Source organism: Bacillus sp. FSL K6-1560 (assembly GCF_038592935.1).
Classification (GTDB): domain Bacteria; phylum Bacillota; class Bacilli; order Bacillales; family Bacillaceae; genus Bacillus; species Bacillus subtilis.
This window is the reverse complement of record NZ_CP151946.1, coordinates 1,720,632-1,733,905: the sequence shown is the minus strand read 5'-3', so window position 1 is coordinate 1,733,905 and position 13,274 is coordinate 1,720,632. Positions and strand designations below refer to the sequence as shown.

Annotated in this window: 15 protein-coding genes; 4 read left to right on the top strand and 11 right to left on the bottom strand. The window is 44.2% G+C overall.

Annotated elements, in window-relative coordinates:
* Positions 1 to 5: 5 nt before the first annotated feature.
* Entirely contained in the window at positions 6 to 1,529 is a 1,524-nt protein-coding gene (locus NYE22_RS09415) for an acyl-CoA carboxylase subunit beta (protein WP_161986829.1), read from the bottom strand.
* Positions 1,522 to 1,944, bottom strand: coding sequence for a methylmalonyl-CoA epimerase (mce, locus tag NYE22_RS09410; RefSeq protein WP_120028350.1), 423 nt, complete (start codon positions 1,942 to 1,944; stop codon positions 1,522 to 1,524). The genes NYE22_RS09415 and mce overlap by 8 nt, the downstream gene beginning before the upstream one ends.
* A gap of 89 nt (positions 1,945 to 2,033) precedes the next feature.
* On the opposite strand from mce, the gene prli42 reads away from it, so the two are divergent.
* On the top strand, positions 2,034 to 2,126 hold the full coding sequence (gene prli42 / locus NYE22_RS09405; protein WP_003226489.1) for a stressosome-associated protein Prli42: 93 nt from the start codon (positions 2,034 to 2,036) through the stop codon (positions 2,124 to 2,126).
* A 19-nt stretch (positions 2,127 to 2,145) separates the two neighbouring features.
* Here the strand turns inward: prli42 and NYE22_RS09400 are convergent, their stop codons facing one another.
* From NYE22_RS09400 to brxB, 6 genes are all read right to left on the bottom strand, one after another.
* A complete protein-coding gene (locus NYE22_RS09400) occupies positions 2,146 to 2,676 on the bottom strand; it encodes a L,D-transpeptidase (protein ID WP_124072970.1) in 531 nt (176 codons plus the stop codon).
* 51 nt (positions 2,677 to 2,727) lie between these two features.
* Positions 2,728 to 3,696, bottom strand: a complete 969-nt coding sequence (locus tag NYE22_RS09395; RefSeq protein WP_015251753.1) for an aromatic acid exporter family protein — start codon at positions 3,694 to 3,696, stop codon at positions 2,728 to 2,730.
* Positions 3,697 to 3,766: 70 nt separating this feature from the next.
* Positions 3,767 to 4,489, bottom strand: a complete 723-nt coding sequence (gene artR, locus NYE22_RS09390; protein WP_004398740.1) for an arginine ABC transporter ATP-binding protein ArtR — start codon at positions 4,487 to 4,489, stop codon at positions 3,767 to 3,769.
* Positions 4,482 to 5,141 carry an arginine ABC transporter permease ArtQ gene (gene artQ / locus NYE22_RS09385; RefSeq protein ID WP_003230340.1) on the bottom strand — a complete coding sequence of 220 codons (660 nt, stop codon included), beginning with the start codon at positions 5,139 to 5,141 and terminating at the stop codon, positions 4,482 to 4,484. Before artQ ends, artR begins: the two co-directional genes overlap by 8 nt.
* 79 nt (positions 5,142 to 5,220) lie before the next feature.
* Positions 5,221 to 5,988: an arginine ABC transporter substrate-binding protein ArtP gene (artP, locus tag NYE22_RS09380; RefSeq protein WP_004398706.1), complete on the bottom strand. Its 768-nt coding sequence runs from the start codon at positions 5,986 to 5,988 to the stop codon at positions 5,221 to 5,223.
* Between the two features lie 268 nt (positions 5,989 to 6,256).
* Complete coding sequence (gene brxB / locus NYE22_RS09375) at positions 6,257 to 6,694, bottom strand: bacilliredoxin BrxB (protein ID WP_003226477.1); 438 nt, start codon at positions 6,692 to 6,694, stop codon at positions 6,257 to 6,259.
* Positions 6,695 to 6,854: 160 nt separating this feature from the next.
* Between brxB and NYE22_RS09370 the strand changes: the two genes are divergently transcribed.
* From NYE22_RS09370 to bmrR, 3 genes are all read left to right on the top strand, one after another.
* Positions 6,855 to 7,748: a diacylglycerol kinase family lipid kinase gene (locus NYE22_RS09370; RefSeq protein WP_015251752.1), complete on the top strand. Its 894-nt coding sequence runs from the start codon at positions 6,855 to 6,857 to the stop codon at positions 7,746 to 7,748.
* Positions 7,749 to 7,848: 100 nt separating this feature from the next.
* On the top strand, positions 7,849 to 9,018 hold the full coding sequence (gene bmr / locus NYE22_RS09365; protein ID WP_003230328.1) for a multidrug efflux MFS transporter Bmr: 1,170 nt from the start codon (positions 7,849 to 7,851) through the stop codon (positions 9,016 to 9,018).
* Between the two features lie 72 nt (positions 9,019 to 9,090).
* On the top strand, positions 9,091 to 9,927 hold the full coding sequence (gene bmrR / locus NYE22_RS09360) for a multidrug efflux transcriptional regulator BmrR (protein WP_003230325.1): 837 nt from the start codon (positions 9,091 to 9,093) through the stop codon (positions 9,925 to 9,927).
* Positions 9,928 to 9,981: 54 nt separating this feature from the next.
* Here the strand turns inward: bmrR and bfmBB are convergent, their stop codons facing one another.
* From bfmBB to bfmBAA, 3 genes are read right to left on the bottom strand one after another with little or no spacing between them, the layout of a single operon-like run.
* A complete protein-coding gene (gene bfmBB, locus NYE22_RS09355) occupies positions 9,982 to 11,256 on the bottom strand; it encodes a branched-chain alpha-keto dehydrogenase complex dihydrolipoyllysine-residue (2-methylpropanoyl)transferase (RefSeq protein ID WP_032726105.1) in 1,275 nt (424 codons plus the stop codon).
* A 22-nt stretch (positions 11,257 to 11,278) separates the two neighbouring features.
* A complete protein-coding gene (bfmBAB, locus tag NYE22_RS09350; protein ID WP_253136837.1) occupies positions 11,279 to 12,262 on the bottom strand; it encodes a 3-methyl-2-oxobutanoate dehydrogenase subunit beta in 984 nt (327 codons plus the stop codon).
* 13 nt (positions 12,263 to 12,275) lie between these two features.
* Positions 12,276 to 13,268 (bottom strand): 3-methyl-2-oxobutanoate dehydrogenase subunit alpha, encoded by a 993-nt coding sequence (gene bfmBAA / locus NYE22_RS09345; RefSeq protein WP_021479991.1) that lies wholly within the window; start codon positions 13,266 to 13,268, stop codon positions 12,276 to 12,278.
* Positions 13,269 to 13,274 lie beyond the last annotated feature (6 nt).

The window sequence follows — 13,274 nt, the reverse complement described above, 5'->3', positions numbered from 1 at the left end:
CCATATTAAAGCGGTATGTTACCGTGCTTTTTTTTCGGTCTCTCTTCTGTCTTATGTGCAAGCATATGAAAAGCTTGAATCAGTTTTCCCCTTGATTCTTCCGGCAAAATGATGTCATCGACCATTCCACAAGCGGCCGCTTTGTATGGGCCGGCGTTTTGCTTTTTGTATTCAGCTGTTTTTTCGCGTTTCGTCTTTTGCGGGTCAGCTGAAGCTTTGATTTCCTTTTCATACAAAATCGATGCCGCACCTTCTGGACCCATCACTGCGATTTCAGCATTCGGCCATGCAAACACAAGGTCCGCTCCGATCGCTTTGCTGTTCATGGCCACATAGGCGCCGCCGTACGCTTTTCTAATGATGAGTGTGACTTTTGGGACAGTCGCTTCAGCATAAGCAAACAATAATTTTGCTCCATGCCTGATGATTCCATTGTGCTCTTGCTGAATACCCGGCAGAAACCCCGGGACATCTTCGACAGTCAATAGCGGGATATCAAATGCGTCACAAAAACGGATGAACCTTGCTGCTTTATCAGCAGCGTCAATCGTCAGGCTTCCCGCCAGATGCTTCGGCTGGCTCGCCACGATGCCGATTGCTTTTTCACCCAGCCTTGCAAACCCAATGACAATGTTCTTCGCAAAAAATGGCTGAATCTCAAAAAAAGACTGCGGGTCGGCCATCTCCTTAATCACCGTCCGAACATCATACGGCTTTGTCGTGTCAGCAGGCACTAGACGGTTTAATAACGGTCTGGACGCCTCTTTCTCTGGCTTCGGCTCTGTTGTCCGGCCATTCAGCGGCAAATAAGACAGCAGTTTTCTCACCCCTGTCAGAACCTCCTTCTCCGTATGCCCGGAAAAGTGGGCGTTTCCGCTGACGGCATTATGTATCCCCGCTCCGCCTAAGCTCTCCGCATCAACCTGTTCCCCTGTCACTTTTTCAATCACCTTCGGGCCGGTAATAAACATCCGGCCGGTCTGTTCAGCCATAAATATAAAATCTGTGAGTGCCGGAGAATATACAGCGCCTCCAGCGCACGGCCCTAAAATAACCGATATTTGCGGAATGACTCCGGAATATAAGACGTTTCGGTAAAATATGTGACCGTATCCATCTAATGATACCACACCCTCTTGAATTCTCGCACCACCTGAGTCATTCAGCCCGATAATCGGCGCCTTATTTTTTGCTGCCAGATCCATCAAAGCGCAGATTTTCCTGGCATGGGTTTCGCCAAGCGCCCCTCCGTACACTGTGAAGTCTTGCGCAAATACATAAACTGAGCGGCCGTCAATTGTGCCGTACCCTGTCACGACCCCATCCCCTAACATGCGCTGTTCTCTTGTTAACACTTGACTTTCCATGAAGGGGTGTAATTCGATAAAGCTGTCCTGATCTAGAAGAAATATGATCCTTTCCCGAGCAGTGAGCTTGCCCTTTTGCCGCTGCTGAGCCAGCTTTTCCCGTCCTCCGCCTTCTTCTGCCTGCTTGCGTTTCGTGTATAAATGATCCATGTGCTCATTCATGCTCATTGTGTTGGTCTCCTTTCGGTTCACAAAGCTCTACAAGAACACCGTTTGTTTCCCGAGGGGAAATAAACGCGATCTTTTTCCCGTTCGCCCCCTGTCTTGGAAACCTGTCAATCAATTGAACATGCCGGTCAGACAATGCTTGAAGCTGTTCAGATAGGCCGTTGCACAAAAACGCAATATGATGCAGTCCCTGCCCTTTCTTCTCCAAAAATAAACGGACGGGGCTGTCAGCTGTCAACGGCTCTATCAGCTCAAGTTTGACGCTACCAGCTTGAAAAAAAGCAACATTCACCTTTTGCTCTTTAACCGTTTCTTGATGAAGAAATGCAAGCCCCAATACATTTTCATAAAAGCTTCTAGCATCTTTTATCGAAAAAACGGCTATCCCGATATGGTCAAGCCTGTTCATTTGCATCCCTGCTTTCGCTAATAGATATCGCTTGTCCACCCATTCAAAACACGCTAAAATATAGACAGATTGTTTAAGGAGTGAAAATCATGTCTCAAAAACTGATGAAAAGCGTTTTGATCGTGATTTTGGGAGTTTTTATTCTTTCAACTGTACTCTCAGGAATCGTCATGTTTTTATAACGATAAAAAAGCAGGCGCCTTATTCAATGGGAATATCCTGCTTTTTTATCAGAGCTTTATGCTCGATGGCAATCTCCTCAAAAGAGCGGTTGTCGTCCGTGATCAGCACTCTCGTTCCTACTGGTATCGTTTGAAACAAATGAACGACCTCATCGTTATGCATACGTATGCAGCCGTTAGACACAAATTTTCCTACTGATTCCTCTCGGTTTGTCCCATGAATTCCATAAATCCGCCCGTCCGTTCCTTTCGCGTCAAATCCGACCCATCTGGCCCCAAGCGGGTTGTCAGGAGATCCCCCTTCAATATTTTTCTTTCTGTAGTAAGGATTTTCAGCTTTTACCGTTACCGAAAACTCTCCTTCAGGCGTCAAATCATCTGTTTTTCCAGTCGCCACACTATACACGCCTTCTACTTTGTTGTCGAGGATAACAGCAAGTTCATTTGTTCGCTTGTTGACAATAATATACGGATCACCCGGCAGCGGATTTTCGCCGAGCGGCCAAATCGGTGAAATCATCATAAAAATCGAACATAAGAAAAAACGCATAAGCTCCTCCTTTTTCATTAGGTTGACCAATGAAGGAAGAGCTCATGCGAATCATCCGAGTGATTTTTGCGCTTTTATTCCTTTAAAATAACTTTTAATCACTAAATATTGTTCCATTTCACCGAGAAGATGGAAGAGAGCAGCCCTCGCTTCAAATTCCTCTCTAGTCGCAGGAAGCGGCATCTCCTCAAATTCTTTTCTCATGTCAGCAAGTCTTTTCAGAAATTTATACGCTGTATTCCCAGGGTGTATCGCCTCCCGCAAATCATGAATAAATTCAGCGATCATTTTTCCCTGATCTACCGTGATGGAGATCGATGTCACTTTAGGGAGAAGGCGTTCAATAATTTCAAATTGCTTTTCTCTCATTTTAAAATAATGATAATGCAGATTTTCGTAACGTAAAATGTGGTTTTGCACATCTCGATATGCCAGGTTTTTAGCCTCCGTAATAAGCTGGTGCGTTTCCGGAATTTCTTTTCCTGACCAATCTTGCTCACCAGTTAACAAATACCGTTCGATTTCTGCAAAAATGACAGCAAAGTTATCCTCTATCTTTTTACGGTAAGCAATCAGCTTCCGATCAAGACTCGGCATATACAAGTTCATCAATAGAGCGACGCCGATGCCGACCGTAATAAGCTGAACTTCATTCCAGATGAAAGTAGGCGTAATGCCGCCGGACATGTATAAATGAAGGATAATAACAGAACTGGTGACGATACCCTCGTTAATTTTTAACAGAACCGTTATCGGAATGAATATCAAAAGAAGCGCTCCGATCACAAACGGGTGGTAGCCAATAAGCTCGAAAAAGAGATAAGAAAAAGCAATTGCCAGACAGCATGCCGCAAAGCGGGCCCATGAGGCCTGAAGCGACCGTTTTTGTGTGATTTGTATACACAAAATGGTGATGATTCCTGCTGATGCGAAGTTTTGCAAATGCAATAACTGGCTTATATAAATAGCCAAAGCTGTTCCAAGCGCGGTCTTTATTGTGCGGTAACCAATTTTAAACATGTCGGACTCCATTTCTATTTGTTTCTTCAATAAAAAAGAAGAGGCGGCCAGCCTTCTTCTTTTTTATATTCTATAATATTTTCTCTAAAAAGTCCTGCGCTCTTTTGGATTTTGGCGACATAAAAAATTCCTTCGGATTGCCGTCTTCGACAATCATTCCTTGGTCCATAAACAGCACACGGTCTGCCACTTCTTTTGCGAAGCCCATTTCATGTGTGACAATCACCATGGTCATGCCGGTTTCGACCAGCTCTTTCATCACCTGTAGCACTTCTTTGACCATCTCTGGATCAAGGGCGGAGGTCGGCTCGTCAAACAGCATGATGTCCGGATTCATCGCAAGAGCCCTGGCAATCGCGACACGCTGTTTTTGTCCGCCAGACAAACGGTTTGGATAGTCATTTCGCTTTTCAAACAAACCGACTTTGCGGAGCAGGTCCTCAGCTTTCTCCTGTGCAGCCTGTTTTGATTCTTTTTTTACATTGACAGGCGCGTACATGATGTTTTCGAGAACCGTTTTGTGCGGAAAGAGATGAAAATGCTGAAAAACCATCCCGATGTTTTCCCGGACCTTTAATGTGTTGGTTTTTGGCTTCGTAATCTCTGTGTCTTTTATTGTAATGGTTCCGCCGTTAGGCTTTTCCAACAGGTTTAAACAGCGTAAGAACGTTGATTTGCCTGAGCCTGAAGGACCGATCACGGCAACAACCTCACCCTCAGCGATTGTTGTTGAAATGTTTTTTAATACTTCGTGTTTCCCAAATGATTTTGACAGCTTTTCAACCTTAATCATTGGATTTCAGCTTCCTTTCTACAGCCTTGCCGATAAACGTTAAAATCAGGACAAGCACATAATAAATCAATCCCGCGATAATGAGCGGCTCAAGGTAATTGTAAGTGGCGGCGCCAGCTTGATATGCGCGTCTCATGACATCACCAAGCCCGATGACGGTAACGATCGCCGATTCTTTTGTTAACGTAATTAATTCATTCACAATTGCAGGTGATATATTTTTGAAGGCCTGCGGCAGCAGCAGATCCTTCATCATTTTTCCATACGGGACACCGAGTGCAACAGCAGCTTCTTTTTGCCCTTTATCAATGGCATTGATTCCGGCTCTGATAATTTCCGATACATAAGCGGCGGAATTCAAAGACAATGCGACAACCGCAGCCCAAAACTGGTCAATTTGAAATCCGAGCAGCTGAGGAAGGCCAAAATAGACAATCATAAGCTGCAGCACTAAAGGCGTGCCTCGGAACACTGATGTATAAAAATCAGCGATCCAGATAAACGGGCGGAATGTGCTGATCTTGCATAAGCTTAGCACAATACCGAGTATAAGTCCGATAATAGCAGATACAACAACAATTTTTAATGTAATTGCCAAGCCTTCTAATATAAAAGGAATTTGGGGGATCGTTGCTGAAAAATCCAAATTCATAGCCTTTGTCTCCTTTTCTTACAGGAAAAAAGTTTCCTATTCAATAAAAAGGCTCAACGAAAAAGTTGAGCCGCTTTTTTTACTTCTCGCCAGTGAACCATTTTTTCTTCAATTTCTCAAGCTCTCCGTTATCTTCCATTTCCTTGAGCGCTTTATTGAATTTGTCTGTCAGTTCACTGTCCTTTCTGAAAGCAATTGCTGAACCGGCTTCTTCCGCTTTCGCATCAGGAATCACAAAGCCTTGCAGGTCATCATTTGATTTGAAATACCCTTCTGCAACAATGTCTTCAATAATCGCGGCATCGAAGCGGTCAGATTTGATTTCCTGCACCAAATCAGAAATTCTGTTGCGGTCTTCTGTTTTAAAACCATATTCCGGAGAAAGCTCTTTCCCCTTCTCTTCCTGAATAGAGCCAAGCTGAACGCCAACTGTTTTTCCTTTCAGGTCTTTCAAAGATTGAATGCCGCTGTCTTTTTTGCTGACAATCATATGGTTCGCTGTGTAATACACATCTGAAAAATCAACTTGTTTTTTACGCTCAGGCGTTGGTGTCATTCCTGACAGAACGAGATCCACCTGTTTTGATTTAAGCGCTGTAATTAAGCTGTTGAAGTCCATATCCTGCACTTCAATTTCATAGCCTGCCTTCTTTGCCAGAGCTTTTGCCAGCTCTACATCAAAGCCGACAATATTATCTCCTTCTTTATATTCAAACGGTTTGTAATCCGCCGAAGTACCCATAATTAATTTTTTCTTTCCGCTTTCTGAACCTGAATTGCTTGAGCCGCACGCAGTTAATGCAAAGGTGATGCAAGCAGCTACAAGTAATAAGAGCCATTTTTTCATGATCCATTTCCCCCGTATTCATTACTTTTGGTGTATTTGAATATTTATTCGTTAATTTGTATTTTAAACAGTTTCTTATTTTTATGCAATACTATTTTTAAAAATTATCTTCAAGCTTATCTTTCCAGTGATCTCTTTTTGATATTACTAGATAAAAATAAAATCACTGTACAATCCGATTGAATAATCCCTTAATATTTATTCATATACTCTTGGAAATTTATGCACAAAAAAACCCGGGCCGCTTTGAGCATCCGGGTTGTTCGTCTTATACTTCTTCACAATATTCTTCAAAGGCTTCCTGCAGCTTTGCCACTACGGCCATCGGCTCATGGCCTTCAATTTCATGACGCTCTACCATTTTCATGATCTTTCCGTCTTTCAAAATCGCAAAGGACGGAGAAGATGGCGGATAACCTTCAAAATAGTCACGCGCACGCGCTGTCGCTTCTTTATCCTGTCCGGCAAAAACGGTGACGAGCTGATCAGGTCTTTTATCATAGTGAACGGAATGGTAGGCTGCCGGTCTTGCAATTCCTCCGGCGCATCCGCAAACAGAGTTTACCATGACAAGCGTCGTTCCTTTTTTCGTAAGTGCCTCATCCACCTCTTCAGCTGTTTTCAGCTCAGTGTATCCGGCAGCTGTTATTTCTTGTCTCGCTTGGCGGACAATATCATTCATAAATAAATTAAAGTCCATATTCAATGAAGACCTCTCCTTTTTCATCATCTGTTCTTATGATAGCAAGGAAACGTCCATATCGGCAAATGACTTTGCTTCGCCGTGCACTTTTTTTGCTCTTCGTTTACTGCTTACAGAAAAAGGGGATTATATAACCAGAAGTAAAATAAAGGAGCAGTTGTATATGAGCCACCGGAAAGCGTTACTGATTCATAACGGAAATGCCGGCAACAAAAATATAGAAAAAGCACTTGGTGCTGTCGTGCCGGTTTTATCTCACCATTTAGATGAGGTGATTATTAAACAGACAAAGAAAAAGGATGATGCGTATCATTTTTGCCGATCCATTGATGATTCTGTCGACACCGTCTTCATTCTCGGCGGCGACGGCACGATCCATCAATGCATAAATGCTATCAGCGCTCTAGAAAGAAAACCCGCGGTCGGAATTTTGCCCGGAGGCACGTGCAATGACTTTTCAAGAGTGCTTGGCATCCCTCAAAATCTTGCAAAGGCAGCGGAAGCACTTATGTCAGGAAAAAAAACCAGCGTAGACGTATGTCAGATGAATGACCGTTATTTTTTGAATTTCTGGGGGATCGGCTTAATTGCAGAAACGTCGAATCAAATCAACGAAACGGAAAAAGCATTATTGGGAAAAATCAGCTATTTTACAAGTGCCTTGCGAACCGTCTCATCCGCTGCATCGTTTCCGATGACATTAAAAATTGATGGAGAAGAAATTAAAGAAGAAGCCGTTATGCTGCTTGTGATGAATGGTCAATATATTGGAACGAATCGAATTCCTCTCCCCGATGCCAGTATTGAAGACGGCTTACTTGATGTTCTCATATGCCGCAACACCAACCTCACCGCGTTGCGGGAGCTGATGAGCATGGAACAAGGCTCAATTGATCGTTTTACCGGAGAGTTGTCCTATGTCCAGGCCTCCCGTATCGAGATTGAAACAGACACTGCCAAAAAGGCGGATATGGATGGAGAAGTTTATACACATACACCCGCAGTCATTCAGGTCCTGCCGCAGCATATCGACATGCTTGTTCCCGCAAATGAATAACTGTCATAAGGCTTTAGAAAGATTTTGCAAATCCGTTGACTCTCCCCTAGGAGGAGGTCTTACAGTATAAGGGATACACACTTGAAAAAGGGGAAGTCATATGGAGAAGAAAAATATTACCTTAACGATATTATTAACCAATTTATTTATTGCTTTTTTGGGGATCGGGCTTGTGATTCCAGTAACGCCGACCATTATGAATGAATTGCATTTATCAGGGACTGCGGTCGGCTATATGGTTGCCTGCTTCGCTATTACACAGCTCATTGTCTCACCAATAGCCGGACGATGGGTTGATCGCTTCGGACGCAAGATCATGATCGTGATCGGCCTATTGTTCTTTAGTGTGTCGGAGTTTTTATTCGGCATTGGAAAAACAGTTGAGATGTTATTTATCTCCCGTATGCTGGGCGGTATCAGCGCAGCCTTCATTATGCCCGGGGTCACGGCTTTTATTGCAGATATCACGACCATTAAAACGAGGCCAAAAGCACTCGGTTATATGTCAGCCGCTATTTCAACAGGATTTATTATCGGCCCCGGCATCGGGGGATTTTTAGCAGAAGTCCATTCCCGGCTGCCTTTTTTCTTTGCGGCAGCTTTTGCACTGTTAGCAGCCATTTTATCAATCCTCACGCTGCGCGAGCCGGAACGAAACCCTGAAAATCAGGAAATAAAAGGGCAGAAGACAGGCTTTAAACGGATTTTTGCCCCCATGTATTTCATAGCTTTTCTCATTATCTTGATTTCGTCTTTTGGTTTAGCATCATTTGAATCTTTATTTGCATTATTCGTGGATCATAAATTCGGATTTACGGCCAGCGACATTGCCATTATGATTACAGGAGGAGCGATTGTTGGCGCCATTACGCAAGTCGTCTTATTCGACCGCTTCACAAGATGGTTTGGCGAAATCCATTTAATTCGGTACAGCTTAATTCTCTCGACGAGTCTGGTATTCTTGCTGACAACAGTACATTCATATGTTGCGATTCTGCTGGTTACAGTCACCGTATTTGTCGGATTTGATCTCATGCGGCCTGCGGTAACGACTTACCTGTCAAAGATTGCGGGAAATGAACAGGGGTTTGCCGGCGGTATGAATTCAATGTTTACAAGTATCGGCAATGTATTCGGGCCTATTATCGGCGGAATGCTGTTCGATATTGATGTAAACTATCCTTTCTACTTTGCAACGGTCACCTTAGCCATAGGGATTGCACTGACCATTGCTTGGAAAGCGCCTGCACATCTTAAAGCCAGCACGTGATAAGAAGCGCATTCTTTGTGTACTGCAAAGAATGCGCTTCTTCTTTATACTGATGACAGAAGGAGTGATGGCATGAAGGAATCGTATTACTCAATTGGGGAAGTATCAAAACTGGCAAACGTGTCGATAAAAGCGCTCCGTTATTACGATAAAATTGATTTATTTAAACCCGCCTACGTCGACCCGGATACCAGCTACCGCTATTATACAGATTCTCAGCTCATTCATCTGGATTTGATCAAATCATTGAAATATATCGGCACACCTTTAGAGGAGATGAAAAAAGCACAGGACTTAGAGATGGAAGAACTGTTTGCTTTTTATACAGAGCAGGAGAGGCAAATCAGGGAGAAATTAGACTTTTTATCAGCACTGGAGCAAACCATTTCATTGGTGAAAAAGCGGATGAAACGGCAGATGGAATATCCCGCGCTCGGTGAGGTGTTTGTTTTAGATGAAGAAGAAATACGGATCATTCAGACAGAGGCAGAAGGAATCGGGCCTGAAAACGTGCTCAATGCCTCCTACAGCAAATTAAAAAAATTTATCGAGTCAGCAGATGGATTTACGAACAATAGCTACGGCGCTACTTTCTCTTTTCAGCCCTACACCAGCATTGATGAAATGACTTACCGTCATATTTTCACGCCTGTATTGACGAATAAACAGATTTCATCAATTACGCCGGATATGGAAATCACAACAATCCCTAAAGGGAGGTATGCGTGTATCGCGTATAATTTTTCGCCTGAACATTATTTTCTCAACTTACAGAAGCTTATCAAGTATATCGCAGACCGCCAATTAACAGTTGTCAGTGATGTTTACGAGTTAATCATACCGATTCATTACTCCCCGAAAAAACAAGAAGAATATCGTGTCGAAATGAAAATACGAATCGCTGAATAATAGAAAAAGAGCATTTTTTGAAACAAAACTTCAAAAAATGCTCTTTTTTCTTATTTAGTAAACAGATGTCTTCTCGTCAATCGATTCTAAAATTTGTTTCACTCGTCCGAGGAATCGTCCGCACACGAGACCGTCAAGCACTCTGTGATCTAAGGACAGACACAGATTAACCATGTCTCTGACAGCAATCATGCCATTGTCCATGACAACCGGGCGTTTGACGATGGATTCTACTTGAAGAATCGCAGCCTGAGGGTAGTTGATAATGCCCATTGACTGAACAGAGCCGAACGAACCTGTGTTGTTGACGGTAAACGTGCCTCCCTGCATGTCATCTGCAGTGAGTTTTCCGTCTCTTACTTTTTTGGCAAGACCGGTAATTTCTTTCGCAATGCCTTTAATTGTTTTTTCATCAGCGTTTTTAATCACCGGAACAAATAAAGAATCCTCTGTGGCAACTGCAATTGAAATATTGATATCCTTTTTCTGAATAATTTTGTCGCCCGCCCACATGCTATTCATTTGCGGGAATTCTTTTAACGCCTGAGCGACCGCTTTTACAAAAAAGGCGAAGAACGTTAAATTAAAGCCTTCTGTCTTCTTAAAGGAATCTTTTATACTGTTGCGATATGCAACCATATTTGTGACGTCGACTTCCATCATCGTCCAAGCATGCGGAATTTCTGTTTTGCTGCGCTTCATATTGGAAGCAATTGCTTTTCTTACACCTGTGACAGGAATTTCTTTATCACCGGCTGCAGACGCAGGATATGCCGTCTCTTCTTTTGGCTCAGGTTTTGATGCAGACTTCGGTGCAGGAGCTGCTGTTTTCGGCTCCTCAGGATTCTGTTCTTGCACGCCGCCTGTTTCAATTAAGCGCTGAATATCTTTTCGCGTAATGCGGCCGCCGGCACCTGTTCCTGTTACTTGTTCAAGATCAATGCTGTGCTCTCCGGCCAAACGGAGTACAGCTGGCGAGTAGCGCTTTTTATTGGGCTGATCAGCTGCTTCGGCACTTTTTGCAGCAGGCGTCTCAGCGGCTGTTGAAGCAGCTGGCTGTTCTTGTTTTTGTTCAGCCGGATTCGCGCCTTCTGTTTCAATTTTGCAAATCACTTCTCCGACTTGCAGGGTTTGGCCTTCTTCTCCCACAAGCTCTGTTATCGTACCAGTAAAAGAAGACGGAACCTCTGCATTTACCTTATCTGTCATGACTTCCGCGATCGGATCGTATTTGTTCACTTTATCACCGGGGGCGACAAGCCATTTGCTGATCGTCCCCTCTGTTACGCTTTCTCCAAGCTGCGGCATCGTCATTTGTTCAATTGCCATGATTGTATCCTCCCTTACGTCTTTAAAACTCCGCTAATTCTCTCATCGCCGCTTCCACTTTATCAGGGTTGACCATAAAGTATTTTTCCATTGTCGGCGCATAAGGCATAGCCGGAATATCAGGACCTGCAAGCCGTTTGATCGGCGCGTCTAAGTCGAACAGACAATGCTCGGATATAATTGCGGCTACTTCGCTCATGATGCTGCCTTCTTTTGTATCTTCTGTGACCAAAAGAACCTTTCCAGTTTTGGACGCAGCTTCGATGATGGCTACTTTATCAAGCGGGTAAACTGTTCTTAAATCCACCACATGCGCTGAAATGCCATCTTTTTCGAGACGTTCTGCAGCTTGTAAGGCGAAGTGGACACACAGACCGTATGTGATCACTGTGATGTCGTCGCCTTCCCGTTTTACGTCAGCCTTGCCAATTGGCAGGACATAATCATCAGCCGGAACCTCTCCCTTTATCAGACGGTATGCCCGCTTGTGCTCAAAAAACAGCACTGGGTCTTCATCACGAACTGCGGCTTTTAAGAGCCCTTTCGCGTCATATGGTGTTGACGGCATGACAATTTTCAGTCCGGGCTGGTTGGCGAAAATTGCTTCGACTGATTGAGAATGATACAGGGCCCCGTGCACGCCTCCGCCGTATGGCGCTCTGACGACAATCGGACAGCTCCAGTCATTGTTGCTGCGGTAGCGGATTTTAGCCGCTTCAGAAATAATTTGGTTGACTGCCGGCATAATGAAATCAGCAAACTGCATCTCAGCAATCGGTCTCATTCCGTACATTGCCGCTCCGATACCGACTCCTGCGATCGCAGATTCAGCAAGCGGCGTATCCATAACGCGCTCTTCCCCAAATTGTTCATAGAGTCCGGCTGTCGCTTTAAACACACCGCCTTTTCTTCCTACATCTTCCCCAAGGACGAAAACGCGAGAATCTCGTTCCATTTCTTCTTTCATCGCCAAATTGATTGCATCAATATATGACATTACTGACATTTGTTCTTCCTCCCTACTTCGCATACACATAATCAAGCGCTGACTCAGGAGCTGCATATGGGGCGTTCTCCGCTTCATCCGTCGCTTCATTTACGATTGCCATAATTTCATCCAGCATGGTTTGTTCTATCTCATCGGACAGCAGGCCTGTTTCCTTTAAGTAAGCTTGATAAGTAAGCAGGGGATCACTTTTTTTCGCTTCCTCTACTTCTTCACGGCCTCTGTAGCTGCTGTCATCGTCATCACTGGAATGTGGTGTAAGGCGGTAAGAAATCGTTTCAATTAATGTCGGGCCTTCTCCTCTGCGTGCCCTTTCGCGTGCTTCTTTGACCGCTTGATAAACTTCCAGCGGATCATTACCATTCACAGTTACGCCAGGCATCCCATAGCCTACGGCACGGTCGGAAATATTCTCACATGCGACTTGCTTATCGTAAGGCACTGAGATTGCGTATTTGTTGTTTTCACACATGAAAATAACCGGCAGCTTATGGACAGCGGCAAAGTTTGCCCCTTCGTGGAAATCGCCTTGGTTTGAAGACCCTTCCCCAAATGTAACAAAGGCTGCGATATCCTTTTTCTCCATACGTCCCGCAAGCGCAATACCGACTGCGTGCGGCACTTGCGTTGTAACCGGAGATGATCCCGTCACAATGCGGTTTTTCTTTTGTCCGAAATGTCCCGGCATCTGGCGGCCTCCTGAGTTCGGATCTGCTGCTTTTGCAAACCCGGACATCATTAAGTCCTTTGCTGTCATGCCAAACGCGAGCACGACACCCATGTCTCTGTAGTACGGCAATACATAATCCATTTCACGGTCAAGTGCGAAAGCCGCTCCTACCTGTGCTGCTTCCTGTCCTTGACAAGAGATTACAAATGGAATTTTGCCAGAACGGTTTAACAGCCACATTCTTTCATCGATTTTTCTTGCTAACAGCATGGTTCTATACATATCAACGGCTTCCTGATCAGTCAGCCCTAGTGCTTGATGTCGGTTTGTACTCATTCAAGC

Excerpts from the sequence above, each read along its gene's own strand:
- bmrR (WP_003230325.1), top strand. The coding sequence starts at position 9,091 with ATGAAGGAATCGTATTACTCAATTGGGGAAGTATCAAAACTGGCAAAC.
- artQ (WP_003230340.1), bottom strand. The coding sequence starts at position 5,141 with ATGAATTTGGATTTTTCAGCAACGATCCCCCAAATTCCTTTTATATTA.
- NYE22_RS09395 (WP_015251753.1), bottom strand. The coding sequence starts at position 3,696 with ATGTTTAAAATTGGTTACCGCACAATAAAGACCGCGCTTGGAACAGCT.
- mce (WP_120028350.1), bottom strand. The coding sequence starts at position 1,944 with ATGAACAGGCTTGACCATATCGGGATAGCCGTTTTTTCGATAAAAGAT.
- artP (WP_004398706.1), bottom strand. The coding sequence starts at position 5,988 with ATGAAAAAATGGCTCTTATTACTTGTAGCTGCTTGCATCACCTTTGCA.
- bfmBB (WP_032726105.1), bottom strand. The coding sequence starts at position 11,256 with ATGGCAATTGAACAAATGACGATGCCGCAGCTTGGAGAAAGCGTAACA.
- bfmBAA (WP_021479991.1), bottom strand. The coding sequence starts at position 13,268 with ATGAGTACAAACCGACATCAAGCACTAGGGCTGACTGATCAGGAAGCC.
- bmr (WP_003230328.1), top strand. The coding sequence starts at position 7,849 with ATGGAGAAGAAAAATATTACCTTAACGATATTATTAACCAATTTATTT.
- NYE22_RS09370 (WP_015251752.1), top strand. The coding sequence starts at position 6,855 with ATGAGCCACCGGAAAGCGTTACTGATTCATAACGGAAATGCCGGCAAC.
- prli42 (WP_003226489.1), top strand. The coding sequence starts at position 2,034 with ATGTCTCAAAAACTGATGAAAAGCGTTTTGATCGTGATTTTGGGAGTT.
- bfmBAB (WP_253136837.1), bottom strand. The coding sequence starts at position 12,262 with ATGTCAGTAATGTCATATATTGATGCAATCAATTTGGCGATGAAAGAA.
- artR (WP_004398740.1), bottom strand. The coding sequence starts at position 4,489 with ATGATTAAGGTTGAAAAGCTGTCAAAATCATTTGGGAAACACGAAGTA.
- NYE22_RS09415 (WP_161986829.1), bottom strand. The coding sequence starts at position 1,529 with ATGAATGAGCACATGGATCATTTATACACGAAACGCAAGCAGGCAGAA.
- NYE22_RS09400 (WP_124072970.1), bottom strand. The coding sequence starts at position 2,676 with ATGCGTTTTTTCTTATGTTCGATTTTTATGATGATTTCACCGATTTGG.